Consider the following 26,406-nt stretch of genomic DNA (forward strand, 5'->3'; position numbering starts at 1 on the left):
TTACTTACCTTAGTTATTGTTTTAGATGAAAACTCTGATAGATTTTATGAAAAAGAATTTTAAGATAATCGCAGCACTATTAGTGCTTTGCGTGGCATTGTGGTCGTTTTTTCCAAAGTCGTCCAACAATGATGAAAAAGACAAATTACTACTCGAATTGCTTGCCTTTGTATTACAAAAAGGACATTATGATCCGAAAAACATCGACGATAATTTCAGTAAAAGCGTGTACAAAGAGTACATCGAGGCGCTCGATCCAGCGAAACGCTTTTTCCTAGCATCGGATATCGAAGAGTTTAAAAAATACGAATTGGAAATCGACGATCAAATCAATAATAAAGATCTGACATTTTTTAATCTCACTTACAATCGTTTGATGGAACGCATGCAAGAAAGCAAATCGTTTTACAAAGATCTGCTCGCAAAACCGTTCAATTACGACGAAAACGAGACGTTTGATACCGATTACGAGAAAATGCCCTACGCGAACTCAATCAGTGCGCTCAAAGATCGTTGGAGAAAACAAATCAAGCTCGGAACCTTGTCGTCTTTAACCGATAAACTTAAATTGGAAGAAGACAAAGCAAAAGCCGATGCAAACTATAAAGCAAAATCGTATGCCGATTTAGAAAAAGAAACCCGCGAAAGCTCTGAAAAATCGCTCGACGATTATTTCAGCTTTGTAAAAGATTTGAACCGCGAAGACTGGTTTGCCATCTTCGTTAATTCTATTGCCGAAGGTTTTGATCCGCATACCAACTACTTTGCACCGGAAGATAAAGACAAATTCGACCTCAGTATTTCGGGAACTCTCGAAGGAATTGGTGCCCGTTTACAAAAGAAAAACGACTTCACTGAAATTACAGAACTCATTTCTGGCGGACCTGCTTGGCGCGATAAACAACTCGAACCCGGCGACGTGATCATGAAAGTGGCACAAGGCGCTGCCGAACCCGTTGACGTTGTGGGTATGCGTCTCGACGATGTCGTGAAGAAAATTAAAGGTAAAAAAGGAACCGAAGTGCGCTTAACTGTGAAGAAAGTAGACGGTTCGATTAAAGTAATTTCGATCATTCGCGATGTGGTTGAAATCGAAGAAACTTACGCTAAATCGAGCGTGGTAGAGAAAGACGGCAAACGTTACGGCATCATCCACCTTCCGAAATTTTACATCGATTTTGAAAACAAAGACCGTCGCGATGCTGCCAAAGACGTTGCGTTGGAAATCGAACGTTTGAAAAAAGAAAATATCGACGGCTTGGTCATGGATTTGCGCGATAACGGCGGAGGATCCCTACGAACTGTGGTTGATATCGCTGGTTTGTTTATTGATAAAGGTCCGGTAGTTCAAGTGAAATCGGCAGGTAAAGAACAGGAAGTTTTAGCTGATACCGACTCGCGCGTTCAATGGGACGGTCCGCTGGTACTTATGATCAATAACTTCTCGGCTTCGGCTTCGGAAATTCTGGCTGCTGCGATGCAAGATTACGGTCGTGGCGTAGTTATCGGAAGCAAGCAATCGTACGGAAAAGGAACAGTTCAAAACGTAATCGACCTCAACCAATTGGTTCGAAACAGCTCGGTGGGCGATTTAGGCGCGGTGAAAACTACAACGCAAAAGTTCTACCGCATTAACGGCGGCTCTACGCAACTAAAAGGTGTGAGCAGCGATGTGAGCATTCCAGATCGCTACAGTTATATCGAAATTGGCGAGCGCGACATGCCTAATGCAATGGCGTGGGACAAAATTGCACCCGCCGATTACAAAACGTCGACATATAAAACGGCCATTCAAGCGGCTATCGAAAACAGTAAAAAGCGTGTGGCGGCGAGCAAACAGTTTCAGCTTATCGATCAAAATGCCAAATGGTTGAGCAAGCGCAAAGACGAATTGGTGTACAGTTTAAATTTACAACAGTTCAAAAAAGAGCAAGATCAGCTGGAAAACGAATCGAAAAGATACAAGTCGATTAACGATTACAAAACCAACTACGTGTATAAATCGTTGCCTTACGAGTTGGCGCAAATCGAAAAAGACAGTATTCTGAAAGAAAAACGCAACCGTTGGCACGAGCAACTTCAGAAAGATGCGTACATGGAAGAAGCGCTTAACGTTTTGAGCGATTTAAACAACGTGTCGGGAACCAAGCCCGTGGTAAACGTAAAGAAGAAAGAAAAAGCAATTAAATCGTAATTTTTTTCTGGGCGTTCCGACAAAACAGCTAACCGCAGTAGTACACGAACCGTATAAAAGTTTATGCCCGTTCACTACTGCGGTTTGCTATTTTTGCCGTCAGGCCATGCGCTGATATAAATTTGGTCAAAAGCCATTGGTACAACGCCAGGGCAAGCTTCCGTTGGTCGCTTTCCCTTGTCGGTACCAAAAGCCTTTTGCCAGCAATTTATACCGCTGCTGTCCTTAACGCAGAAAATCGTAACACAAAAATCATCATGAATAAATCACCTCAAATGAGTTTCCCAAAACGCGCGTTCTCTATCATTGTCCTTATCGTTGCGTTTTTGTGTTTACCACTCATTCTAATGCAATTTACCGACGAAATTTACTGGACTTCAGCCGATTTCCTTGCCATGGCTGGCATACTTCTCGGCTTTTGGCTTTTTCTTGAAATCTTGTACCGTTTCGTTCACAAAAAAGCGCAACGAATTCTAGTGGGATTCATTGTACTAATCGTTTTTATACTGATATGGGCGGAACTAGCCGTAGGTATTTTCAACTCGCCGTTCGCCGGAAACTGATTTCAGGACAATGATTGCCCGCGTGAGGTGGCAACGCGAAAATAGAAAAACCGCCAGCGCTATTGCTACTTTTTACAACTGGCGACCAGCGGAAGCCCATTTGTAAAAAAAGAGTAGCAAAGCACTGGCGATTTTACTATTGCAGCAGCGCAACCGACCCCGCTCTATGTATTTCCACTAAATAGCGGGGGCACGCCCAACTACAAAAAAAGCATTAATTAATCGCGGAGCTTACGCAAGCTTTTCTCTTTCTTTTCGAGTTTAATTTTCAGATCGTTAACGCGAATTTGCTGTTTGTTGCATTTTTGCTCCATTTTCAAAACGTCTTCGTTCGAAGAGTTGCTTTTCTCGCGTACACGTTGCAGCTTTTCTTCGAGCTTCGCCAAATCTTCCTGTTCGTTTTCGATACGTCGATTTATCTTCCGGATGTCGTTTTCAGCCGTTGCAATCTTATTCTGGCGTTTTTCCAACGCTCTTTGTGCTTTTTCGGTTTTACGCTGTTCTTTAGCAATTTTCTTTAGGTTTTTTTCCGACTCCTGTTGAGCTTGCTCGGCACGCTTTTGTGCTTGCTCGGCTTCTTTTTGAGCATTCTCGGCTCGTTTTTGCGCATCGATTGCAACAGTGTTGTTAATTTGACGATACATTTCTTTATTGACCAGGGTGCTGTCGCGCTTAACCGCTAGTGAATCTGTTGGCGAAATAACGTCGTTTTCTTGCGCGTTGGCGAGTGCTCCCGTAAGGAACAATGCCGTAAATAAAATCTTTTTCATAGCTTAAATTTTTACCACTCGTTGACTTTGTTGGCATCCATCTTTACGAATATAAAAATTAGAATGCTGAAGCCCCACAAGCTAGAACCTCCGTACGAGATCATAGGTAAAGGTACGCCAATGGTTGGGAAGAGTCCGAGAACCATGGCAATATTAACAAAGAAATGTATAAATAGTATCGAAACGACGCAGTAGCCGTACACCCTACTGAACTTGGTTTTTTGTCTTTCGGCGAGGTATAAAATTCGAAACATGAGTCCAACGAACAAGCCAATAACGAGTAGCGATCCGAGAAAACCCCACTCTTCGCCGATCGTGGTAAAAATGTAATCGCTGTGTTGTTCCGGCACAAAACCGCCTTTAGTTTGTGTTCCTTCTAAAAAGCCTTTTCCGAACCAACCGCCCGAACCAATAGCAATTTTCGATTGGTTGATGTTGTATCCGATTCCGCGAAGGTCGACTTCCTTGCCGAGTAAAATATTAAAACGATCGCGGTGGTGTTGCTGAAAGACGTCGTTAAATACGTAGTTTACCGAGAACGTAAACAGTACAATAATCACAAATGCCGATGCGCTTGCAAGGATGTTTCGGTTTGCAATGCGACTTCGGTAATACGTTAAAATAATAATAGCTGCCGCCGCACCAATAATGTAAATAGGATCAAAGAGCAGGCACAGTACAAAGATGATGATGGCAATAAAGCCGGTCCATAAATACCATGCTGGCAAACCTTCGCGATACATAACCAAGATTAGCATGGTAAAAATTAAGGCACTTCCCGGATCGTGTGGCGCAATAAGAATGATGGGCAGCAAGATAATTCCGAAGGCTTGAAACTGCCGTGCAGAATCGCGCAAATTGACTTGCACATCACTTAAAAACTTGGATAGTGCTAGCGCGCAACCTACTTTAGCAAACTCGGCGGGTTGCAAACTAAAACCGCCAATTGCGTACCAGTTGGTTTGTCCGTTCACGGTTTTTCCGAAAACAAATAAACCAGCTAACAGAAATAAAGTGATGATATAAAATACAACAGAAAATTTCTCGTATACTTTACTATCCAACGACAAAACAATAATAATCAGTGGAATAGCAAGCAAGATATTAACGAATTGCTTCGTAAAAAACTGCGACAAATCGAAGAACGAGAATTCACCCTCAGGAAAACTCGACGAAAAAATATTGCACCAACCCAATAATACCAAAAGGCTGTACAGGGTAACTGTTACCCAATCGATGTGATCTCTAGTACTTTGATTCTTCATATCAGAGTTCCAATTTACCTATGGTATCGCCCACGGGTTTAATTTCACGATTGTTATATAGGGAGTCGTTTGTTTTTTTGGTGTAGCGGTTGTACTCGGCTTCCAAACTTTTGTTTAGGATAAACTTCTCCAAATCGGTACGCGTAATTTTCTTGCGCACGTATTTCTCGATCATCAGTGTAGCAATAGGTCCGGCGATAGTCGCACCAAATCCGCCATTTTCAACAAATACGGCCAAAGCAATTTTAGGGTTTTCCATCGGTGCAAACGCTACAAAAATCGAGTGATCTTTCAACTGTACTTTCTTACCTCCTATTCGAGCAAAGTTTTCAGCAGTTCCGGTTTTTCCACAGATGTTAATGCCATCAATTTGCAAATGACTTGCGGTTCCGTTCGTGTACACGGCGTGCAAGCCCCGAATTACGGGCGCAAAATACTTACGATCGATTGTGGTGGTATGCTTTTCGCGAAACTTTGGATCGATTTTACCGCCTTTTATGTATTTAATGATGTGCGGTGTGTAATAATAGCCACGATTTGCAACGGTTGCAATCATGTTTGCAAGCTGTATCGGTGTTGCGAGCACCTCGCCTTGCCCAATAGCGTTTGAAACAATTGCTGTAGAACGCCAGCCACCGTTGGGATAAATACGTTTGTAGGTTTTTGAAGTCGGAATCAGTCCGCGTTTTCCTGTTGGAAGATCGTAACCCATAAAATCGCCCAAACCAAAGCTTTTCGCGTGTTTTGCCCAGATATCAACAGCCTGTGGTGGCTTTAAATATTTGTTTATGGTTCGCATGTACACCGTTCCGAAATAGGCGTTGCACGAATTGTAGATCCCGTTGTGTAATTGGTGCGGCCCGAAGCCGTGGCAACGCATAAACCGCCCGCGCGCGTAACTGAAACCGTGGTGACACATAACGGTTGTATTCTCGTCGATTACACCTTCTTGTAGCGCAATTAAACCGGTAACGATTTTAAATGGCGAACCTGGTGCGTATTGTGCAAGTAATCCGCGGTCGAATAAAGGCTGTGCTATCGAATCGCGGTAGAGTTTGGTGTAGTTTTTAGAGCGCTGACGGCCAACGAGAATCGACGGATCGTAAGACGGTGCGGTGACCAACGCTAAAATCTGTCCGGTTTTCGGATCTAGGGCAACAATTCCGCCGCGTTTGTTTACCATAAGTTCTTCGCCGTATTGTTGTAATTCGGCGTCGATAGTTAGGGTAATGTCTTCGCCACGCACGGCTTTTACGTCGAATTTTCCTTGCTTGTACGAACCGATATCGCGGTTAAATTTATCTTTCTGACGATACTTCACGCCTTTTACGCCGCGCAATACTTCCTCGTAACTTTGCTCAACACCTTGAACACCGATTAGATCGCCGGATTGGTAGTACGGATTTTTATCAATCGTACGCTGATTTACTTGTGTTATGGAACCAAAAACATTTGCAGCCACTTTCACTTGGTAATCGCGTAGGGAACGTTTTACAATTTCAAAACCTTGAAACTTTCGTTGCTTTTCTTGAAAACCAGCGTATTCTTTCTTGTTTAGTTGCGATAAGAAAACCGACGGTAGCCGCGGACTGTACACCTTAGCTTTTTCCATTTTTTTTATGAAATCTTCCTTGGTGATGTTCAGTAAATCGCAAAACTCGGTTGTGTCGATGTTTTTTACTTCACGCGGCGTAACCATGATGTCGTACGAGGGCTGATTGGCTACCAGTAGCTTTCCGTTTCGGTCGTAAATGTACCCGCGTTCCGGATATTCGTAAATGATTTCAATAGCGTTGTTTTCTGCTTTAAGCTTGAGCTCATCGTCGATAATCTGCAGATAGAAGAGTCGCATCACGATCAGAATAACTGATATGATAATGATGGTGGGCAACAATACCTTTCTCATCTTTTAGACGGCTTAAATAAGTGAATAATGATGATACAAAGTACAATAGTAAACAAAGTAGAGAATAGCGTTCGCAGCAAGATATCCCAAAAGAAACTGAAACGGAAAGTCTCTAAAATAAACAAAATTAGGTGGTGCGTCATCACCGAAACTAAAATAAACGAGAAGCGTTCTGGGGTAAGGCGATCGTTGATTTTAATGGTCTGATATTCGTACGAAACACCAAAGGCAAATCGAAAAAAAGCGGGTCGGACATAGGCTAAAGTAACCGACGCTGCCGCATGAACGCCTCCAGAATTAGCAAACATATCGATGAGTAAACCGAGTAAAAAACTCGCCGCTAACAAGCTGTTTTTGTTGCCGTTTACCGGATAAAGCAAAATAAACAACACGTACGGATACGGGTTGAGATAGCCCCAAAACTGAATGTTGTTAAAAATGAGGATTTGTGCCGCAAGCAGCAAGATAAATCGGGCCGTATTGAATAAAACATTACTGTTCATTTGGCTGCGCTGTTTCTTGCTCTACTTGTAAAATCTCCTCGCGATCTTTGGTTTTAATGATATACACGTGACCCAAACTCGTCATATCGTTAAAGAGCTTCACGTCGAGTGTGTAATAATTGGTTTGATCGTCAATGTATATCTTGTAGATCGTTCCAATACCGATATTTTCTGGGAAAATTTTGGAATCCGCACCCGTTACAATCGTATCGCCTTTTTTAATCTGCGCCAAACGAGGCACGTCGATTAATTGGGCATATCCAGTGTTCTTGCCGTTCCAAATTAAGGTACCAAAATGATCAGACTTCTTGAATTTGGCGTTAATTTTCGACTTGATGTTCAAGATACTTTGTACGGTGGCGTAATTCGGACTCACTTTTTCAACGATACCTACAATTCCGAGATCGTTTATCACACCCATATCGCTTTTAACTCCTTGCTTGCTGCCCGAATTAAGCGTCAAATAATTTTCAGGCACGTTGAAGGAATTGTGAATCACTTTCGATAAAATGACATTCACTTTCTTAACGCCTTTAATCGTATCGGGTAGTTTTAGTGCTGCGGTGTCGGCCGAATTAAAAAGTAAAGATTTCAGTCGCGCATTTTCAATAGCAAGTTCCTGGTTACGTTCTTTCAAACTAAAATACTCGCTCACGGCATTCATTTGCTCGTAAACACCGCCCGCCAAGAAATTTGCCGAACTAATGACTTTACTTTTGTGATAGGAATGTGCCTGAATAGTAAGAGACAGCGCTATTATCAAAAGCAGCAAAAACAGCAACTTATGGCTGTTTTTAAGGATAAAATTCAATATCTGCTGCATAAGTGTCTGTTGACGCTAGTCTGATAAATCGGTTGCTTTATAGAGAAGTTCCGAATTACTTAATCAGGATACTTCTAAATTTATTGATGTTTTTCAAAGCCATACCCGTTCCACGAACAACGGCGCGTAGTGGATCTTCGGCGATGTAAACAGGCAAATCGGTTTTTTGAGAAATACGCTTGTCGAGTCCGCGCAACATCGAACCACCACCCGCTAAATAAATACCGGTGTTGTAAATATCGGCTGCTAATTCAGGCGGCGTCTGCGAAAGCGTTTCCATAACAGCATCTTCAATTCGCTGAATAGACTTGTCGAGTGCTTTAGCAATTTCGCGGTACGAAACTTCAACTTGCTTTGGCTTGCCTGTAAGCAAATCGCGTCCTTGAACCGACATATCGTCTGGTGGCGATTCTAAATCTTCCACGGCAGCACCGATTTCAATTTTAATTTTCTCTGCGGTACTTTCTCCCACAAATAAGTTGTGTTGGGTACGCATGTAGTACACGATATCGTTGGTGAAAACGTCGCCGGCAATTTTAACCGACTTATCACATACAATTCCGCCTAGAGCGATAACTGCAATCTCCGTTGTTCCACCACCGATATCGACTATCATATTTCCTTTTGGCTGCATGATATCCACTCCGATACCAATTGCCGCAGCCATAGGCTCGTGAATCAAATACACTTCTTTTCCGTTCACGCGTTCGCAAGATTCTTTTACGGCACGCATTTCCACTTCTGTAATTCCCGATGGTATACACACAACCATTCGCAAGGCAGGTGTAAACATTTTCTTTTTCAATGCCGGTATGCTCTTGATAAACATACTGATCATTTTTTCCGAGGCATCGAAATCAGCAATAACACCGTCTTTCAACGGACGAATCGTCTTGATGTTCTCGTGGGTTTTTCCCTGCATGAGGTTGGCTTCTTTACCAACGGCAATGATTTTCCCAGAAATACGATCGCGTGCTACAATAGACGGACTGTCAATTACAACTTTGTCGTTATGAATAATCAGGGTGTTGGCAGTACCAAGGTCTATCGCAATGTCCTCGGTCATGAAATCGAAAAATCCCATAGGAAATAATAAGGATTAAATTACAGTTTTTTAACGAGCAAAGGTATACAAATTAATGTTTGAAATGACGCGTACCCGTAAATACCATTGTCATATTTTGACTATTGCAATAATCGATGCTCAATTGATCTTTAATACTACCTCCGGGTTGAATAACCGCAGTAATTCCCGCCTGATTTGCAATCTCTACACAATCGGGAAACGGAAAAAAAGCATCGCTCGCCATAACAGCATCTTGCAACGAAAACCCAAAAGTTTGCGCTTTCTCAATAGCTTGCTTTAACGCGTCAACGCGAGAAGTTTGTCCGGTACCCGACGCCAGTAAAACGCCGTTCTTCGCCAAAACAATTGTATTCGATTTGGTATTCTTACAAATTTTAGATGCAAAAAGTAAATCGTCTATTTGTTCCTGAGTTGGCGAAACATTTGTTACCACTTGCAAATCGGAAGCCTGATCCGTTTTGTTGTTTCGATCTTGAACCAACAAGCCGTTTAAAGCTGTGCGGTATTGCACTTGTGCCAGTTCTTCCGGCTTCTGAACCAAAACAATGCGGTTTTTCTTTTCGCTCAAAATTGCAACCGCTTCGCCAGCATAAGCCGGAGCTATCACTACTTCACAAAATAGTTTATTAATTTCCTGTGCCGTAGCTTCATCAATTGCTGTATTCGCGATAAGCACACCGCCGAAAGCCGATGTCGGATCGCAAGCTAAAGCCGTAACATACGCATCGTATATCGTTGCAGCAGTGGCAATTCCACAGGCATTATTGTGCTTAAGAATGGCAAACGTTGGCTTATCTGCTTTAAATTCTTCAATCAAATTCACAGCAGCATCAACGTCGAGTAAATTGTTATACGACAATTCTTTACCATTCAACTTTGTAAACAAAGCATCGAAATTTCCGTAGAAACTTCCTTGTTGGTGCGGATTCTCGCCATATCGCAACGGCATTTTATGGTCGAATGCTACTTGTAAACGATCGGCAGCACCCGAAAAATAATTGGCAATTGCCGTATCGTAATGCGAGGTTACACGGAACGCTTCCAAAGCAAAGTTTTTGCGCTGCTCGAGCTCGGTAGCTCCAAGCTGATTTTTCAGTAATTCGAGCAAAACCGAATATTGACTCATATTTGAAACAATAACCGTATCGGCAAAGTTCTTGGCTCCAGCTCGAATCAACGAAATGCCACCAATGTCTATTTTCTCAATGATTTCTGCTTCCGATGCCCCTGAGGCAACTGTATCTTCAAACGGATACAAGTCTACAATCACTAAATCAATCTGCGGAATGTCGTGTTGCTCCATTTCTTCGCGATCCGAATCAACTTCCGATCTGTTGAGAATACCTCCAAAAACTTTAGGATGTAGCGTTTTTACGCGTCCGCCTAAAATCGAAGGATAACCCGTTACGGCTTCAACCGGCGTTACCGTATAACCCAATTGTTCAATGAATTGCTGTGTTCCGCCAGTAGATAAAAATGAAACTTCGTTTGCTGCCAGTTCGTGAATTAAGGGCGCCAATCCTTCTTTCGAATACACCGAAATAAGTGCTGTTTTGATGATTTTTGTAGTCGACATGTGTGTGTTGTGTTAAAAGCTGCAAAAGTACTTTTTGAAGTTCAAAATATGGAACCAAACTGTAACAATTTTTTAAAAAAGTACTCCAATAAAAAATACGCTAATGCCTACCTTTACATATGATTGTTTACCTGCGTTTAATTAAAGAGAGTTTTTCGTTTGCCGTGAGTGCACTGGTGAACAACAAACTGCGCACATTTTTGTCGCTACTCGGCGTCACTATTGGTATCTTTTCGATTATCGCCGTTCTAGCAGCGGTCGATTCGCTCGATCGAAAAATCAAAAAAGACCTCAGCGCCTTAGATAAAAATACCATTTACCTATTGCGGTTTTCTTTCGGACCTTCCGACATTCCCGAATGGAAGCGCGATCAGTTTCCAAACGTAAAATACGACGAATATACCTACCTAAAAACAGCATTAGCCGACGATGCACTCATGGCGTTTCAAGTATTCACCGGTCCGCAAACACTTAAATTCGAAAACAAACAAGTAAGTTCAGTAAACATTGTTCCGGTTTCGCACGAATTTATCGATATCCAAAATCTCGAATTTTCCTCTGGGCGTTTCTACAATGAAGCCGAGTCTAATTCCGGCGCACGCGTGGTGGTAATTGGCGAAGAAATTGCACAATCGCTATTCGATACGCCCGATGCAGTAGGCAAAGAAATCAGAATGTACGGACAACGCTTTCAAGTAATTGGCGTTTTGAAAAAACAAGGCGCAGGAATGTTTGGCGATAGCAACGACAGTTCGGCATTTATTCCCGTGAATTTTATCCGACGCTTTTACGGCGACTCAGGTACGTGGCAAACCAACGTTATTATCGTAAAACCAAATAAAGGCCTCGATATCGATGCGTTTAAAGAAGAATTGGGTATGAAATTGCGCAACTACCGCGGATTGAAAGACGGCGATATCAATAATTTCTTCATCAACATCTTAGCCGGATTCACCGATCTACTCGACGGCATTATAGCCATGCTTAACTTAGGCGGCTGGCTCATCGCTGGCTTCTCGTTGCTCGTAGGCGGTTTCGGTATTGCAAACATCATGTTCGTATCTGTTAAAGAACGCACCAACCTCATTGGCATCCAAAAATCACTAGGCGCAAAAAACAAATTCATCTTGTTTCAATTTTTATTCGAAGCCATCATTTTGTGCTTGTTTGGCGGTGCCGTTGGTCTAATTTTAGTTTGGATCATCACCATTGTTATGTCGAACGTGGCCGATTTCGAATTTGTTCTAAGCCTCGGAAACGTAATTCTGGGAACTTCCCTCGCCATAATCATCGGACTAATCGCAGGTATTGTACCGGCATTTACAGCATCGCGACTCGATCCTGTCGAAGCCATTCGAAGCGGCATGTAAACTAATTTTATGATTTTTTGGGCAACTGGCCGGCGCGCTTTTAGTTGAATTAAGGTGCCGGCCACCGCGCTTTGCAAGTCAAGGTACTTCTAAAAAGCTACAACAACTACCCGTCTTTCAGCTTCCGTTGGTCGCTAAAAGCCTGCGTGCTGTTGTACGCTTTTAAGTTCGTACGCTTGCTTTTGCAATCGCTGTTGCGAAACAATACGCAAACAAAAGACTTCAATGGAGTCTGATGGGTACAAAACCACAAAAAAATAGGCCGCTCTTTCGAAGCGGCCTAACCCCTATACTACTTAAGTAGTTCCACAAACAAAATGGAATTCAAAAATCTATCTATTTCCCGACAAATCAATACCTACTTATAGGTATTTTTTGGGTGTTTTTTCGCTGTATTTTCCTACAATAAAAAACTACAACTCAATATCTATCTGATTTCGAATCAAATCGTCGAACGATTCTGGTTTCGTGATTAGGAGCGGTTGCCCCTTATGTATCAAAATTTCCGCCGGCTTGTACCGCGAGTTGTAGTTCGACGACATGCTGTAGCAGTACGCACCCGCGTTGTGAAAAGCCAAAACATCGCCTTCATGAATTTCGCTAATGCGGCGGTTGGTTGCAAACGTATCGGTTTCGCAGATGTAGCCCACAACGGTATAAAAGCGTTCCTTTCCTTTCGGATTAGAAATATTGCGAATGTGGTGTTGCGAACCGTAAAGCATCGGCCGAATTAAGTGATTAAAACCGCTGTCAACACTAGCAAAAACGGTAGAGGTTGTTTGTTTCACCACATTTACGCGCGTTAAAAACGTTCCCGCTTCGCTTACGAGAAACTTACCGGGTTCGAATGCTAAAGTTAGCGGCTTTCCGTACTCCTTTTGAAATTGCAAAAAGCGTTTACTGAGCTTACGACCTAGTTCTTCGATATCTGTTTCGATATCTCCTTTTTTGTACGGCACTTTAAAACCGCTTCCGAAATCCAGGAAGTCGAGATTTGGAAAATGTTTTGCCGTATCGAATAAGATTTCGGCTGCATATAAAAATACTTCGATATCGAGAATATCCGAACCGGTATGCATGTGCACGCCGTTTATATGCATACCAGTGTTTTGCACAATGCGCAGCACATGCGGCAACTGATGAATGGAAATACCGAATTTACTGTCTATATGTCCGACGGAAATATTGCTGTTTCCGCCAGCCATCACATGCGGATTAATTCGGATGCAAACCGGATGTTGCGGATGCTTGCCTCCGAACTGCTCGAGAATCGACAAATTGTCTATGTTTATTTGAACACCTAAAGCGGCAGCTTGCTCGATTTCGGAAAGCGAAACACCATTGGGCGTAAAGATAATCTGCTCAGGTTGCATTCCGGCATACAAACCCAATTGTACTTCTTGAATGGAAACAGTATCTAAACCTGCACCTAGGCTCTTAAACAATTTAATGATAGCTGTATGCGACAGTGCTTTTACAGCATAGTTAATCCGCAATTGTTCGATTTTCGAAAAAGCCTGACGCAAGCGGTTGTACTGCGCAATGATTTTCTCGCTATCGTACACATACGCCGGCAAAGGGAATTGTTCTGCAATTTGTTGCAGTTGCTGGTTTTCCATAGATCAAAATTTTGGCAAAAGTAAGAGAGCACAGTAGTTCTTCAAATTTTTCAACAAAATACAACATTTTAAAACAAATTGTGTTTTTTGAAACAATTTCAAGAAAATAAATTCTTTTTAAAACAAAAAAGCTGCGCAAGGCAGCTTTTGGAATTTTTAGAAAAATGATTTTTATGCTTGAACTTCTTCGTGCATTTTCTTCTGTAAAAAGCTTGACAAGAAAAACAATATTCCTGCTGCAGCGCCAGTCATTACAATGAAAACGATAAAGAATTCGTACAAGTTAGTAATTTGAAAACCTACTATACTAGGGAAATCAGTGACGGCTGATCCGTCGGGATTTGCTGTCGGTGGAATCAACGCACTTAATGTACCTGCAAATTTATTTGCAGCCGCATTTGCCAAAAACCAAGTTCCCATTAGCAGCGATGATAGGCGTAACGGTGCTAATTTAGAAACCATAGATAAACCAATTGGAGATAAGCACAATTCGCCCATAGAGTGAATTACGTATAGCGCAAACAACCACCACATGGAAACTTTATCCGATGCTCCTATTCCCTTCACGGCAAAAGCAATTACTACATATCCTAAGGCAACTAATGCTAAACCAAGTGCCATCTTCTTTGGCGAACTCGGCTCCAATTTCCGGACATACAAAAAGCCCCAAATCAAAGTAAAAACAGGAGCTAATAAAATTACCGCAAGTGGATTGACAGATTGAAACCAGCTCGCAGGGACTTCAAACCCGAAGAAGTCACGATCGGTTTGTCTATCTGCAAATAAAGTCAGTGAAGCACCCGCCTGTTCAAACGCTCCCCAAAAGAAAATCACGAAGAAAGCCAAAATCAAGATCACAACAATACGCTGCATTTCAACATTGGTTAATGATTTATCTGTCAAAATGATAATTGGCATCAGAATCATCGCTCCGTAAATGAAATAACTGATAATATCAACATCCGTTTGAAACAACGTCTTAAAATTCAGCATAAAATAGATGATACCAATAGATCCAATTATCGCTAAAATATTCGGAACATCTAATTTCTTCACAGGCAAGCCAATTTCTTTTCCTTCCTCAGAAATCAAGTACTTCTTTTGTCCAATCACAAATGCGCCAAGACCCAAAAGCATTCCGATACAAGCAGCTAAAAATCCCCATTTAAAATCCATCGAACCACAAACTAAAGGCGAGAAAAATGCGCCCAAGTTTATTCCCATGTAAAAAATAGTGAAAGCACTATCAATTCTACGGTCGTTCGCAGGGTATAGTTGCCCTACCATCGTAGAGATATTTGGTTTGAAAAATCCGTTACCAATAATGATTGCCGTTAATCCGGCCCACATTAAAGCCACACCGCCATCGGCACCAGCAGATGCACTTAGAAACATCAAAAACTGACCTATTGCCATTAACAAACCGCCAATAACAATACTTCGTCGGTTCCCTAAAAAGCGATCACATAAATACCCCCCTAGAAGTGGTGTTAAATAAACCAGTCCGGTGTAACTGCCATAAATCTCCGACGCATCAGCGTCAGAAATTAGCAGTATTTTGGTCATAAACAGAATGAATATGGCACGCATGCCGTAGTAACTAAATCGTTCCCACATTTCTGTGAAAAACAAGAAATAAAGTCCTTTTGGATGTCCGGTTTTTATTTGAGTTTGCTCCATGTAAAGAGTTTTGGTTGGTTAAAGATTATTCTTAATAAAGTCTGTCATTTTATTGTAAAGCTGTATACGAGTCATGCCTCCGTAGATACCGTGATTTTTATCGGGATAAATCGCCCAATCGAATTGCTTGTTGGCTTGCACCAATGCTTCGATCATGCGCATTGAGTTTTGTACATGTACGTTGTCATCTGCCGTTCCGTGAACCAATAAAAACTTTCCTTTCAGTTGCTTCACAAAATTAATCGGCGAATTATCATCGTAACCTTTCGCATTTTCCTGCGGAGTAGTCAAATAACGTTCCGTGTAAATCGAATCGTAAAAACGCCAATTAGTTACTGGTGCCACGGCAATAGCCATTTTGAAGATGTCGGAACCTTTGAGCAAACAGTTTGCCGACATAAATCCGCCGTAACTCCAGCCAAAAATTCCAATACGATTGGCATCAATGTAGTCGAATTTTGCCAAGCTTTTAGCAGCAAAAATCTGATCTTGAACCTCTAAGTTTCCTAAATCGCCTTGCGTACACTTCTTAAATGCAGCGCCTTTATAACCGGTGCCACGACCGTCAACACAAACAACAATGTAGCCCTGCTGCGCCAACATTTTGAACCAATAATCGTCGTAATCGTTCCAGCTGTTGCTCACTTGTTGCGAACCCGGACCCGAATACTGATACATAAAAAGTGGATACTTCTTCTTCGCATCAAAATCTGTTGGCTTTACCATCCATGCATTTAAATCTTGTCCGTCTGCCGACTTCACGGTCATAAAAACCTTTTCCGGCATTTTGAATTCGGCTACGCGCGAACGCAAAGCCTCGTTTCGCAACAAAACCTGAATCGATTTTCCAGTCACCGCATCGTTTAACGAAACCTGTGGAGGTGTTGCGCTGTCGTGAAAATTATTAATGAAGTGCGTAAACACCGGACTAAACGTGGCGCCGTTGGTACCCACTTGCTGCGATAACTTTTTTCGATTCTTGCCGTCGATTCCAATACTGCTGATCGTTCTATTGATACTACCTTCCTCAGTCGATTGGTAAAAAACACGCTTCGTTTTTTCGTCAAAACCATAATAAGCCGTTACTTCCCAATTTCCTTGTGTAATTTGGTTGATTAGTTTACCGTCGCTCCCGTACAAGTACAAATGATTGAAGCCGTCTTTTTCACTACTCCAAATGAAGCGGTTTTTAGATAAGAAAGTTAAGTTATCGGTAATATCAATATATGCCTTATCGGTTTCGGTGAACAGCAATTTTTTTTCGGCTGTTTGTGCATCTACAAAATAAAAATCGAGTTTGTTTTGGTGTCTGTTCAAAATCTGTACACTCAAAAAGCGGGCATCAGCGCTCCATTTTATTCTCGGAATGTAAAAATCGGTGTATCCCGTTAAATCCACTTTCTTGGTTGCCTGCTGCGCCACATCGAAAAGATGTAAACTCACTTTAGCATTGGCCTCTCCAGCTTTTGGATACTTAAATGTTTCGTTACCGGGATATAAATTCTGTCCGTACACATTCATGGTAAATTCAGGAACCTCAGATTCATCGAAGCGAATAAATCCGATCGTTTTACTGTCGGTACTCCACTGGTAGGCTTTCACAAAGGCAAATTCTTCTTCGTAAACCCAGTCGGTTATACCGTTAATGATTTTGTTTTTTACACCGTCGGTTGTAATAGCACTAACCGCTTTGCTTCGAACGTCAAAAAGATACAGGTTGTTTTCTCGAGCAAAACAAATTTTCGAACCATCCGGACTTAATTGCGGCTCTTGAATCAAATCTTCTGTAATGGCAGTTAGTTGCTTGGAAACCGTGTCGTACAGAAAATAACGCGCAAGAAAGGAGTGTCGATAAATAGGCGTTGATCCCGCGGTTATCAAAATGTATTTATCGTCTTCACTGAATTGAAAGCCGTCGATGCCTGCTTTAGTTTCTGGAAATGTAGCCGTACCGAAAATGGTTTCAATTTTCTTACGAGTCGCAAAATCATACAGATTTATCGACATACTACTGCCTTCTTCTTCTAAAACCGCATAGGTATTGGATTTGTGGAGAACCTGAAGTTCTTCTAGATTTTCGGTTCTAAAATAGCCCCGATAAATTTGATCAATTGTGATTTGTTTTTGTGCGTAAACCCACGTGGTTAGCACTAAAAAGAGATACAAAAATTTGCTGTTGCGCATAGAAACGAATTAAAGTGTCAATTTTAGTAAAAAAAAGGGTGCAAAAGCTATAAATGGGCATAAAATAAGCGTTCAGACATCAGAATAAAACTGTTAAAAACTACGATATCTTGTATCTTTGCAACTTAATTCGTTTAAAATGACAGATTCTGCAGCAAGCTTCTCGAAGTTAAGCAAGTTGGAAAAAATAGATTTTATTGCTTCTTCGTTTTTCAAAGAACCCACGCTCGCAAAAAACGTACTTCGAAATTATTGGAACACCGACGAAAAGTTGCAACAACTTCACGACGATTTCATCGAAAATACCATCAGTAACTTTTACTTACCGCTGGGTGTCGCGCCCCATTTTTCGATAAATGGCAACGAATATTTTGTGCCGATGGTCATCGAAGAAAGTTCGGTGGTGGCTGCTGCTGCCAAAGCCGCCAAATTTTGGAAAACGCGCGGCGGATTCTCCACTCGAATTATCGGTCAGGAAAAAATCGGACAAGTACACTTTACCTATAACGGAGCAAGCAACGAATTACAAGATTGGTTCGCAAATTGCCAGTCGCTTTTCCGCCAAGAAACCGCTTTCATCACCAAAAATATGGAGAAAAGAGGCGGCGGAATTTTAGCCATTGAACTTCGAAACGCTACCGATAAACTTCCAAATTATTACCAACTCCACGCAACTTTCGACACCAAAGATTCGATGGGTGCTAACTTTATAAACAGTTGCTTAGAACAATTTGCAGCTGTGATGCGGCGCGAAGCCGATAAACTCAACGGACAACTCGACGTTATTATGAGCATACTCTCTAATTACGTGACCAATTGCGTGGTCGAAGCTAAAGTGTCGTGCTCGATTGCCGAGTTGAAAGATAAAGGAATCGACGATCCGGAACTTTTTGCCAAGCGCTTTAAAATGGCTGTCGATATAGCACGAGCCGAACCATACCGGGCCGTGACACACAACAAAGGAATCATGAATGGTATCGACGCTGTGGTTTTAGCTACTGGCAACGATTTTCGCGCCATCGAAGCCGCTGCACATGCCTACGCATCGCGCGATGGGCAATACCGCTCGTTGTCGTTTTGCGAACTTACCGATACACAGTTTACGTTTGGATTACAAATCCCGTTGGCTCTCGGAACCGTTGGCGGCTTAACGTCGTTACATCCGCTGGTAAAATTTAGTTTGGAACTGCTTAAAAATCCGAGTGCCGCACAACTCATGGAGATAGTTGCCGCTACGGGCTTGGCACAAAATTTCGCTGCACTGCGCTCGTTAACAACGACAGGAATTCAGGCCGGACACATGAAAATGCACCTCAACAATATTTTAAATCAGCTTGAAGCAAACAGCGAAGAACGCAAAGCAGTTCAGGCAGAGTTTAACGGAAAAGCGGTGTCGCACGCCGGTGTTCACGAGTTTATCGATAAGCTCCGCCAGTCATGAACGAACAGATGTATCGGGCAAACGGCAAACTTCTCATCACAGGCGAATACGCGGTACTAGACGGAGCGCTTGCACTGGCGATTCCCACAAAATTGGGACAGCGATTGCGAGTAAGCGAGTTTGAAGACACACAAAAAATAGCCTGGGAAAGCTACAATGCTGCAGGCGAAAAATGGCTCGACACGCGGTTTACCCAAGAAGATCTTGAAAATGCAACGCAAATCGCCGATCCGGTACGACAAGCCTTGGCCAACGTATTAAATCAGGCGATAAAACGCAAAACAACCGCACCACTTTTTGGAAAGAAATTTAGCACACAGCTGGAATTCCCAAATAACTGGGGATTGGGAAGCAGCTCCACGCTGATCAGTTTGGTGGCGCAATACGTTGGTGTCGATGTATTTGAACTATCCGATGCTACTTTTGGCGGTAGCGGATACGACGTGGCGTGCGCGACAGCAAACGGACCTATTTTTTACCGGAAAATCCCAAAAGGTCGCGAAATTCGATCGGCTAATTTTCCAACAGAACTAAAAAATCACATGTATTTTGTGCATTTGAATCAGAAACAAAACAGTCGGTCGGCGATTGCACAATACAAGCAGTTGCCGAAAAGCACGGTGTTTCTTGAAGCCGTTTCCGCGATTACGAGCGCTGTAGCACAAACAACCCAATTTGCGGACTTAGCAGATTTACTGCAACGACACGAGGATTTACTGTCGGCACAACTCCAAATTCCGACCATAAAAGCACAACTTTTCAGCGACTATCCGAGTGTGATAAAGAGTTTGGGAGCATGGGGAGGCGACTTTGTTTTAGCACTCTCCGAAGCACCACCACAGCAGTACTTTACCGCGAAAGGTTTTGCTACATGCCTAGCTTTTGACGAGCTGTTCGATGTTTAATCAAACAACTTTTTTAACTGGTCTTGGAAACACTTCGGCAAGGAGCAACACAACACTTGATCGATTTAGAGAACTCGCGGGGCAGCAAACAGTGCGCAGGTAATAACCTTTTTTTACGGTTGACCACATAGGCACATAGTTTTTTGACCACCAAAAGCTCGTTTTGCTGGTTGCGGCTGACCACATAGGCACATAGTTAATTAACCACAAATTAGCGGTTTTGGTGGTTACGGCTGACCACATAGGCACATAGTTTTTTGGATACTAAAAGCTCGTTTTGCTGGTTGCGGCTGACCACATAGGCACATAGTGATTTACCACATACCTGCTCTGATGGTTACGGCTGATCACATAGGCACATAGTTTACTTAACACAAACTGCTGGTTTTGCTGGTTGCGGCGGACCACATAGGCACATAGTTAATTAACCATAAATTAGCGGTTTTGGTGGTTACGGCTGACCACATAGGCACATAGTTTTTTGGATACTAAAAGCTCGTTTTGCTGATTACGGCTGATCACATAGGCACATAGTTTATTTAACACAAACTGCTGGTTTTGCTGGTTGCGGCTGACCATATAGGCACATAGTTTTTTGTAAACCAAAAGTTCGTTTTGCTGGTTTACGCGGACCACATAGGCACATAGTTTTTTGGCAACTAAAAACTCGTTGCGCTGGTTTTGCTGGAACACATAGGCACATAGTTTATAAAAAAAACTTTGCAAGTATTCGAGTCCAAGTATTTGGGGTAAACGAGACAAAAAAAGAATTGACAAATTTCTTGGGCGGCATTTCGCGCTGTTCGTTGCAATAAAACCGCACGGCGCCGGTGCTGGCAGTCTTTCGCACAGCTTCCGCTGGTCGCTGTGCAAAAAACGCCACCACACGTTGCCGCTACAGTTTTATTTTCACTGCCATCACGGCCGCGAGAGACGTTGCCTAAGAATCGTTAATGTAATTCATAAAGCGTTAATTAATCATCCAACGAATACCGAAACACAAAATTTCATTTTCAATGTCTTGCCTGTGGTAATATTGCAATATTACGTTTGTTAAAATTCGAGTGTTTTGGTAAGGTTTTATCAGCAAACGAAACGCCGGTAACGACTTTGCGGCCCGGATGGTAGCGAAAAGCCTTGCCAAACGCGGTGCGTGCAAAAACAAAAACCGCAGAGCGACCAGCGGAAGCTCCTGCGGTTTTTAGTTTTTGCCGTACAGCGGTGGCAAGCTTGCAGCGAACAGCCGGAAGTGCCGCCCAAAATAGAATGATAAACCGAGGGTAGTGCAAAAAAAAGTCCTGCGTAAAGCAGGACTCTTATTAGGTATGTTGCCGATAATTAGAAGAACAATCTGCGGTTATCCTCGATTTGGGCAGCATCTTTAAGTGCGTTCAAAATTCGTCCCGGTGCGCTTCCGTTCTGAGCTTGTAGTTTAGCTACATAATCTTTAAAGTCTTTTATAGCAGGCGCGGCAGTAACTGCTTTTGCACTTACTACATACACACCTGAAACGCCTTCGATTGGAGCCGACAATTTGTTAGCGCCCAGTGCCATTGCCGTTGCAATTACGCGTGGTTCCGGACCAACACCTTCGAGTACACCTGCTTCGATTGTTACATCAGTTGCTACTTTCACGGTAGTCTTGTTAGCAGCAGCCATAGCAGCAAGGTTTGCACCCTTCAATTTCGCTTTGATGAGCTCGGCTTTTTTCTTGTTCTTTAATTTTACCTCCAACATCGGGCGTGCTTGATCGAGCGCCATCAAACCTTCCTCATTGTATTTCTTAATGCTTACAATAGCATTTCCTACATTAGGAATATCGAATTTTTTGAAAGAACCCACTTCGTTTCCATCATCGTACGCCCAACGAACAATCTGACGCTGATTTCCTAGTGCTCCAACAACTTCGTCCATTGGTTGTACTTTTACCACAGGCGCAACAGTAAGTTTGTAGGTTTTTGCTACTTCAGCAATTGATTTCGATTTTAAATCGTTCTCGATTTTTGAAGCGGTTGCAAAGTTCTTGTCGTTTGTTTCCTCAGACGCTTCGATTTTACGAGCAATTGTAGCTAAACGAACAGCATCTTGCTTGTCGGTTACTTTAATAATGTGGTATCCGAATTCGGTCTCAACTAAACCAACAGAGTTTACTGGATTGTTAAAAACGTAGTCGTTAAACTTGGTAGTCATTTGTCCTGGCTCAAAATAACCAAGATCTCCACCATTTTGTTTAGAACTGTCGTCGCTATTTACCATAGCGAGCATCATAAAGTTGTTTGGATTCGCTTTTACTTCGTTAAGAAGTTCGGCGGCTTTTGCAGCAGCTTCTTCTTTGGTTCTGGTTACATTTGGCTGTGCGCGCATCGCTCCTTTGTAAGCAAGTAATATGTGTGATGCACGAGCGTTTGCTCCTGCTTTACGACCCATTCCTTTAGATATTGCATAATATCCGTTGAACATATAAGGCCCGTAAACAGAACCCGCTGGCAAATTAAATAACGCTTCTGCGTGTTCAGCTGGCAAACGGTTCTTAGCAATATAAGAAGAATCGTAAGGAATATCTGAATTTTCTGAAACGAATTCCTCTGTATTTTTCGCGTTCATGAAACTCGGAATCGTATCGTTTTTACCGGTTTCTTCGTTAAGTTCCACGCGAGGTGCCATGAGGCTATTGATGGCGTTTTTAACCTCTGCCTCATCTTCTGCCGACGGTTTATCTTCAACGAGAATGTATTCTAACTCTATGTTTTCCTCAGCTTTGAATCGCTTTTGATCTTTACGCATTTCTGCGATAATTTCTTCGTCAGAAACTTTTACGTCCGAATCTTTGATTGAAGAATACAAAACTTGTACGTAGTCGAAAGAAACTTTATCAGCTTCGAGCTTATACTTCAATTTTCCTTCGAAAGCAGGTGTGTACATTCCGCCGCGAATCATGCTTCCGTACGATTGGAATTTAGCATTAAGTGCTGCTTCTTTCTTTCTTTCTGCTATTTGTTTTGCCGCTTCAGGATTTGAAGTTAGAAACTCGTCGAATTTCTTTTGGTCAAATAAACCGTTTGCGTTAACAAACATAGGATTTTGTCCGATATCTTGACTTTGCTTGAGAATATCCATGATTTGTTCTTCAGAAGAACGGATACCGAGCTTTTCAAACTCTTCAGTTAGCAACACGATGTTAACTTCTTGATCCCAAATACGATTAGCCGCTTGTGTAGTGGTCATTCCTTGCTGACTTTTCTCAAGGTTAACTACTTTTTTATTGAAATCTTCGAAGCTTATTTCTTCATCGTTTACTGTACCAACATATCGCGAAGCGCCACTAAACGCACCGCTTTGAAAGATATCACCTACGATAAAAGCGAGAAGACAAAATCCGATTACTGCAATGAGTAAAAACGAACGCTGTCTAATTTTGGATAAAACTGCCATAGTTTCTCTCTTATTTTTAAATTCAGTCTGCGAAAATACAATTATCTGCCAAATTACGGCAAGGGTAAATTTTTATTTTTTACAATGTGTCTATAAGCCTTAATTTACGGCTGTTTTTGCTGATTTTTTTTTGCTCTTTCCTCAAATTTTTTGAAATACCATTGTCTAAAAAAGAACATTCCAAGTGCCGCAAAGGTAAAAAGGAGGTATAAGTAGCGCTCGTCGGTACCGCTATTCCATAATTGTGTAGTTCGGTAAGCCATAAAAGCTGCGGCAACTAAGTAAACGTATTGAGTAAATCTTAGAAATTTCATTTTATTCTGCTTTGTTTATTTGTCCTCGAACTTGCTGGTAATTGATTCGCTTAAAGTCTTTGTTAAAATCGATTCCAGTTCCTTGAGTTGATCCGCCTTCGGGATCGGTGAATAAAAACGGTTTTTCGGTAAAGAACCAGCCATTTTTCTGGTCGAAGAACAGTTGTTCGGTTTCCAACCTTTGGCTTTCTTCGGATCGAATTACGACATTTTTTCGCAAATCAATTAAATCGCTTCCTCTATAAGAAATAGCATATTGCGCCGTAATAAAGGTCTTTTTTCCCTTTTTATCGTAAAGAGTCAGATCAATTCCTTTCGGAAATTCTGTAAAAGGATGCTTTACGGTTGCAAAATCGCGCATTTGCTTTGCTGCGAGAACGGCGGTAATGCGCCCTGAATCGGTATATTTGAGTGCCAGGGAATCGGCTTCACCACTCGGCGTGAAAGTTGCTAAATTACTTTTGTTCACGGCTTTGATTCGATCTTCGCAGGCCGTGAATGTCGCTGTAACAAGCAGAAACAAAAGCAAATGATGTAATTTCACGATTAGTCGTACTTACGTTTAACAAACCAGCGGTCGTTTAGCGATAAACTGATTGATATGTTTGTATATCTCTCCTGAACCAAACCCGCTGCAGTTGTACCGCGCTTCCCAATTTCGCAACCCAAATTAATATTTGAAAAGGTTCCGCGTAGTGGCAATCCGAAACCAAAAGTCACTGCTCTGTCTTCTATGTCTTTATTGTTGACGACAAGTCCGGTTCGTTCAAAACGAGCACCCACACGATAAGTAACTCTATTAAAGTATCCCGAAAAGGCATTGTATTTAGGAATGTAATAACCTCCTAAACTAATTTTCGCGCCGTTTTCGTAATCCACGTTTTGAATATCTGAGAACCTGTTTGCGAAACCGTTGTTAGAAGTAAGCGCAATTTCTGTACCTATCAACCAATGACGCTCTTCGCCGAAGCCTGCACCAAAGGTAAATCGTTGAGGCATTTTCAATCTGGAATCTGCTACGTTAACCTCAGTTTCTGAATCAACAGTCTCGGCATTTGCAGTGATTAAAACTGTTGCAATAAATCTGCTGTTATCTAGCTTTAAGGAAGTACTAGGAGAATAAGTCAGACTGGTGTAAAGCCTATTTTTCTTGCCTACTTTTCGTTGATACATCAATCCGGTATTCACGGTAAAGCCTGAGAGAGCCGACAAACTTAACTCACGTGTTCCCAATTGTACACCCGGTATAGTGGCCAACGTACTGGTTTCGATTTCTCCGAAATTGTACTGAAAATCGGTTCCAAAACTTAAGTTTTCGGAAAAATTATAGGCCAATGAAAAGAACACCCGGTTAAGACCTCCAGAACCAGAATATCTGCGATTTGCTGGGTTTGTCTCGGAAGCGGAGGTTTGAATTTTATATCCAACCGAGGTAAAAGGCATCAATCCGATACCTGCTCCGAACTTTTTTGTTACTGGAATAGCAAAGGCTAGGTAATCGATACTTGTTCTTCCTGCTTCGTCGTTAATAGTATTTGTTTGGAAACGTGTTTTGTTATTGGTTGCTGCAACCGAAAATGAGGTAAACTTCAAGCCGCCGTATGAAGCCGGGTTTTGCAAATTGATGTGAATACTGTCGGTAAACACGGCCACGCCGCCCATTGATCTGTTTTCAACAGAACCACGGAAGGTGACTTCTCCAATACCGTAAAAAGAATAGATAGAAGGTGTTCCGTTTTGAGCGTGAGCAACTAAACTCATAAAAAGGCTCACTGACAGCAGAATTCGTTTAATCATTAGGGTTGTAAAATTGGTACAGTGCATACAAAGCTCGCTGCATGAAATTTGAATCGGCAAATATGCCATTTTTTAATTGGGTTGCCAAAAATTCGGCATCCCCGCCCGTTAAAATTATCGTAAAGTCGGCATACTGCTCCTTATAACGGTTAATGATTCCAATTATTTCGGCTACCATTCCATTTATTACACCCGATTGTATCGCGGTTATTGTACTATTTCCGATCAAAGCTGTTTCTTGAACGTTCGAAACCAACGGAAGTTTAGCAGTAAATTCGTGTAGCGCGCGAAATCGCATGTGCAAGCCCGGTGAAATCGCACCTCCTAAATAAGAAGAATCGGGCAATAGAAAGTCGTACGTAATACACGTTCCGGCATCTATAATTAAGCACGATTTTCCTTTTTCCAGTAAAGTAGCGCCGGCGGCAAGAACTTTTCGGTCGATTCCGAGCGTCTCAGGAGTGGTGTATCGGTTAATAAATGGCCAATTAGACAGATGGGCGACATCAAAAATGCCGAGATTCGGAAAGGAATTTTGAAAAAAAGGTACTAAATCGGCAGCAACGGAACTAAAAACAACATTTTTAACATTTGGATGTTTACGCAGTAGCTCGGCAGTTTCATCGGGAAACGAATCGTGGCTAACCGTCGTAGTATCAAATTTTTGCCCATCGGATGTTAGGTGTAATTTGATGCGTGTATTTCCGTGATCAACGAGTAGTAACATGTTTTTACAGCTAGGACGGCAAGTTACAAATGAATTTTTTTAAAGATTTCTTTTGCACAAATAAAAACTCGGTTATATTTGCACCCGCATTAGCAAGGTACCTTAGCTCAGTTGGTAGAGCAACGGACTGAAAATCCGTGTGTCCCTGGTTCGATTCCTGGAGGTACCACATCCGACCCTTGATTTCTTAATGATTTCAAGGGTTTTTTGTTTTTAGTCGTGTCCCTGGTTCTTCCGATAGCTATCGGAA

Annotated in this window: 21 protein-coding genes and 1 tRNA gene; 6 read left to right on the top strand and 16 right to left on the bottom strand. The window is 42.1% G+C overall.

Features of this window, described 5'->3' with window-relative positions; translation table 11 throughout:
- The first annotated feature begins 25 nt into the window (after window positions 1–25).
- On the top strand, window positions 26–2,194 hold the full coding sequence (locus Q0064_RS10335) for a carboxy terminal-processing peptidase (protein WP_298148088.1): 2,169 nt from the start codon (window positions 26–28) through the stop codon (window positions 2,192–2,194).
- A gap of 257 nt (window positions 2,195–2,451) precedes the next feature.
- Window positions 2,452–2,757 carry a hypothetical protein gene (locus tag Q0064_RS10340; RefSeq protein ID WP_298148089.1) on the top strand — a complete coding sequence of 102 codons (306 nt, stop codon included), beginning with the start codon at window positions 2,452–2,454 and terminating at the stop codon, window positions 2,755–2,757.
- A 218-nt stretch (window positions 2,758–2,975) separates the two neighbouring features.
- On the opposite strand, the gene Q0064_RS10345 is transcribed toward Q0064_RS10340, so the two are convergent.
- Genes Q0064_RS10345 through purH form a run of 7 tightly spaced genes read right to left on the bottom strand, consistent with a single transcriptional unit; the run spans window position 2,976 to window position 10,687 of the window.
- Window positions 2,976–3,527, bottom strand: coding sequence for a hypothetical protein (locus tag Q0064_RS10345; RefSeq protein WP_298148091.1), 552 nt, complete (start codon window positions 3,525–3,527; stop codon window positions 2,976–2,978).
- A gap of 11 nt (window positions 3,528–3,538) precedes the next feature.
- Entirely contained in the window at window positions 3,539–4,792 is a 1,254-nt protein-coding gene (gene rodA, locus Q0064_RS10350; RefSeq protein ID WP_298148093.1) for a rod shape-determining protein RodA, read from the bottom strand.
- 1 nt (window position 4,793) lies between these two features.
- Window positions 4,794–6,698 (bottom strand): penicillin-binding protein 2, encoded by a 1,905-nt coding sequence (gene mrdA, locus Q0064_RS10355; RefSeq protein WP_298148095.1) that lies wholly within the window; start codon window positions 6,696–6,698, stop codon window positions 4,794–4,796.
- Window positions 6,695–7,201 carry a rod shape-determining protein MreD gene (locus Q0064_RS10360; protein ID WP_298148097.1) on the bottom strand — a complete coding sequence of 169 codons (507 nt, stop codon included), beginning with the start codon at window positions 7,199–7,201 and terminating at the stop codon, window positions 6,695–6,697. The genes mrdA and Q0064_RS10360 overlap by 4 nt, the downstream gene beginning before the upstream one ends.
- Window positions 7,191–8,024 (bottom strand): rod shape-determining protein MreC, encoded by an 834-nt coding sequence (mreC, locus tag Q0064_RS10365; RefSeq protein ID WP_298148098.1) that lies wholly within the window; start codon window positions 8,022–8,024, stop codon window positions 7,191–7,193. Before mreC ends, Q0064_RS10360 begins: the two co-directional genes overlap by 11 nt.
- Window positions 8,025–8,079: 55 nt before the next feature.
- Entirely contained in the window at window positions 8,080–9,108 is a 1,029-nt protein-coding gene (locus Q0064_RS10370; protein ID WP_094485162.1) for a rod shape-determining protein, read from the bottom strand.
- Between the two features lie 52 nt (window positions 9,109–9,160).
- A complete protein-coding gene (gene purH, locus Q0064_RS10375) occupies window positions 9,161–10,687 on the bottom strand; it encodes a bifunctional phosphoribosylaminoimidazolecarboxamide formyltransferase/IMP cyclohydrolase (RefSeq protein WP_298148101.1) in 1,527 nt (508 codons plus the stop codon).
- A 119-nt stretch (window positions 10,688–10,806) separates the two neighbouring features.
- Here purH and Q0064_RS10380 point away from each other — a divergent pair, with 119 nt between their 5' ends.
- Window positions 10,807–12,057 (top strand): ABC transporter permease, encoded by a 1,251-nt coding sequence (locus Q0064_RS10380; RefSeq protein WP_298148103.1) that lies wholly within the window; start codon window positions 10,807–10,809, stop codon window positions 12,055–12,057.
- Window positions 12,058–12,470: 413 nt separating this feature from the next.
- On the opposite strand, the gene lysA is transcribed toward Q0064_RS10380, so the two are convergent.
- From lysA to Q0064_RS10395, 3 genes are all read right to left on the bottom strand, one after another.
- The gene (gene lysA, locus Q0064_RS10385) at window positions 12,471–13,676 is read right to left on the bottom strand and encodes a diaminopimelate decarboxylase (RefSeq protein ID WP_298148105.1); all 1,206 of its coding nucleotides are present in this window, start codon (window positions 13,674–13,676) and stop codon (window positions 12,471–12,473) included.
- A gap of 171 nt (window positions 13,677–13,847) precedes the next feature.
- Window positions 13,848–15,356: a peptide MFS transporter gene (locus Q0064_RS10390; protein WP_298148107.1), complete on the bottom strand. Its 1,509-nt coding sequence runs from the start codon at window positions 15,354–15,356 to the stop codon at window positions 13,848–13,850.
- A gap of 18 nt (window positions 15,357–15,374) precedes the next feature.
- Window positions 15,375–17,540, bottom strand: a complete 2,166-nt coding sequence (locus tag Q0064_RS10395) for a S9 family peptidase (protein ID WP_298148108.1) — start codon at window positions 17,538–17,540, stop codon at window positions 15,375–15,377.
- Window positions 17,541–17,658: 118 nt separating this feature from the next.
- On the opposite strand from Q0064_RS10395, the gene Q0064_RS10400 reads away from it, so the two are divergent.
- Both Q0064_RS10400 and Q0064_RS10405 read left to right on the top strand, forming a co-directional pair.
- Window positions 17,659–18,981 carry a hydroxymethylglutaryl-CoA reductase, degradative gene (locus Q0064_RS10400; RefSeq protein ID WP_298148110.1) on the top strand — a complete coding sequence of 441 codons (1,323 nt, stop codon included), beginning with the start codon at window positions 17,659–17,661 and terminating at the stop codon, window positions 18,979–18,981.
- Window positions 18,978–19,886 carry a GYDIA family GHMP kinase gene (locus tag Q0064_RS10405; RefSeq protein ID WP_298148112.1) on the top strand — a complete coding sequence of 303 codons (909 nt, stop codon included), beginning with the start codon at window positions 18,978–18,980 and terminating at the stop codon, window positions 19,884–19,886. The genes Q0064_RS10400 and Q0064_RS10405 overlap by 4 nt, the downstream gene beginning before the upstream one ends.
- Window positions 19,887–20,321: 435 nt before the next feature.
- Here Q0064_RS10405 and Q0064_RS10410 read toward each other — a convergent pair whose 3' ends face one another.
- The 6 genes from Q0064_RS10410 to Q0064_RS10435 form a co-directional block, all read right to left on the bottom strand.
- Window positions 20,322–20,774: a hypothetical protein gene (locus Q0064_RS10410; RefSeq protein WP_298148114.1), complete on the bottom strand. Its 453-nt coding sequence runs from the start codon at window positions 20,772–20,774 to the stop codon at window positions 20,322–20,324.
- A 450-nt stretch (window positions 20,775–21,224) separates the two neighbouring features.
- The gene (locus tag Q0064_RS10415; RefSeq protein WP_298148116.1) at window positions 21,225–23,318 is read right to left on the bottom strand and encodes a peptidylprolyl isomerase; all 2,094 of its coding nucleotides are present in this window, start codon (window positions 23,316–23,318) and stop codon (window positions 21,225–21,227) included.
- A gap of 104 nt (window positions 23,319–23,422) precedes the next feature.
- Window positions 23,423–23,632, bottom strand: a complete 210-nt coding sequence (locus tag Q0064_RS10420) for a hypothetical protein (protein WP_298148118.1) — start codon at window positions 23,630–23,632, stop codon at window positions 23,423–23,425.
- Between the two features lies 1 nt (window position 23,633).
- Window positions 23,634–24,176: an LPS export ABC transporter periplasmic protein LptC gene (gene lptC / locus Q0064_RS10425; RefSeq protein WP_298148120.1), complete on the bottom strand. Its 543-nt coding sequence runs from the start codon at window positions 24,174–24,176 to the stop codon at window positions 23,634–23,636.
- A gap of 2 nt (window positions 24,177–24,178) precedes the next feature.
- The gene (locus Q0064_RS10430) at window positions 24,179–25,429 is read right to left on the bottom strand and encodes a hypothetical protein (RefSeq protein ID WP_298148122.1); all 1,251 of its coding nucleotides are present in this window, start codon (window positions 25,427–25,429) and stop codon (window positions 24,179–24,181) included.
- Entirely contained in the window at window positions 25,422–26,156 is a 735-nt protein-coding gene (locus Q0064_RS10435) for a type III pantothenate kinase (protein WP_298148124.1), read from the bottom strand. Before Q0064_RS10435 ends, Q0064_RS10430 begins: the two co-directional genes overlap by 8 nt.
- Before the next feature lie 96 nt (window positions 26,157–26,252).
- On the opposite strand from Q0064_RS10435, the gene Q0064_RS10440 reads away from it, so the two are divergent.
- Window positions 26,253–26,325 (top strand) — tRNA-Phe (locus Q0064_RS10440).
- Window positions 26,326–26,406: the final 81 nt, after the last annotated feature.

It is taken from the genome of Flavobacterium sp. (genome assembly GCF_027490375.1).
GTDB lineage: Bacteria > Bacteroidota > Bacteroidia > Flavobacteriales > Flavobacteriaceae > Flavobacterium.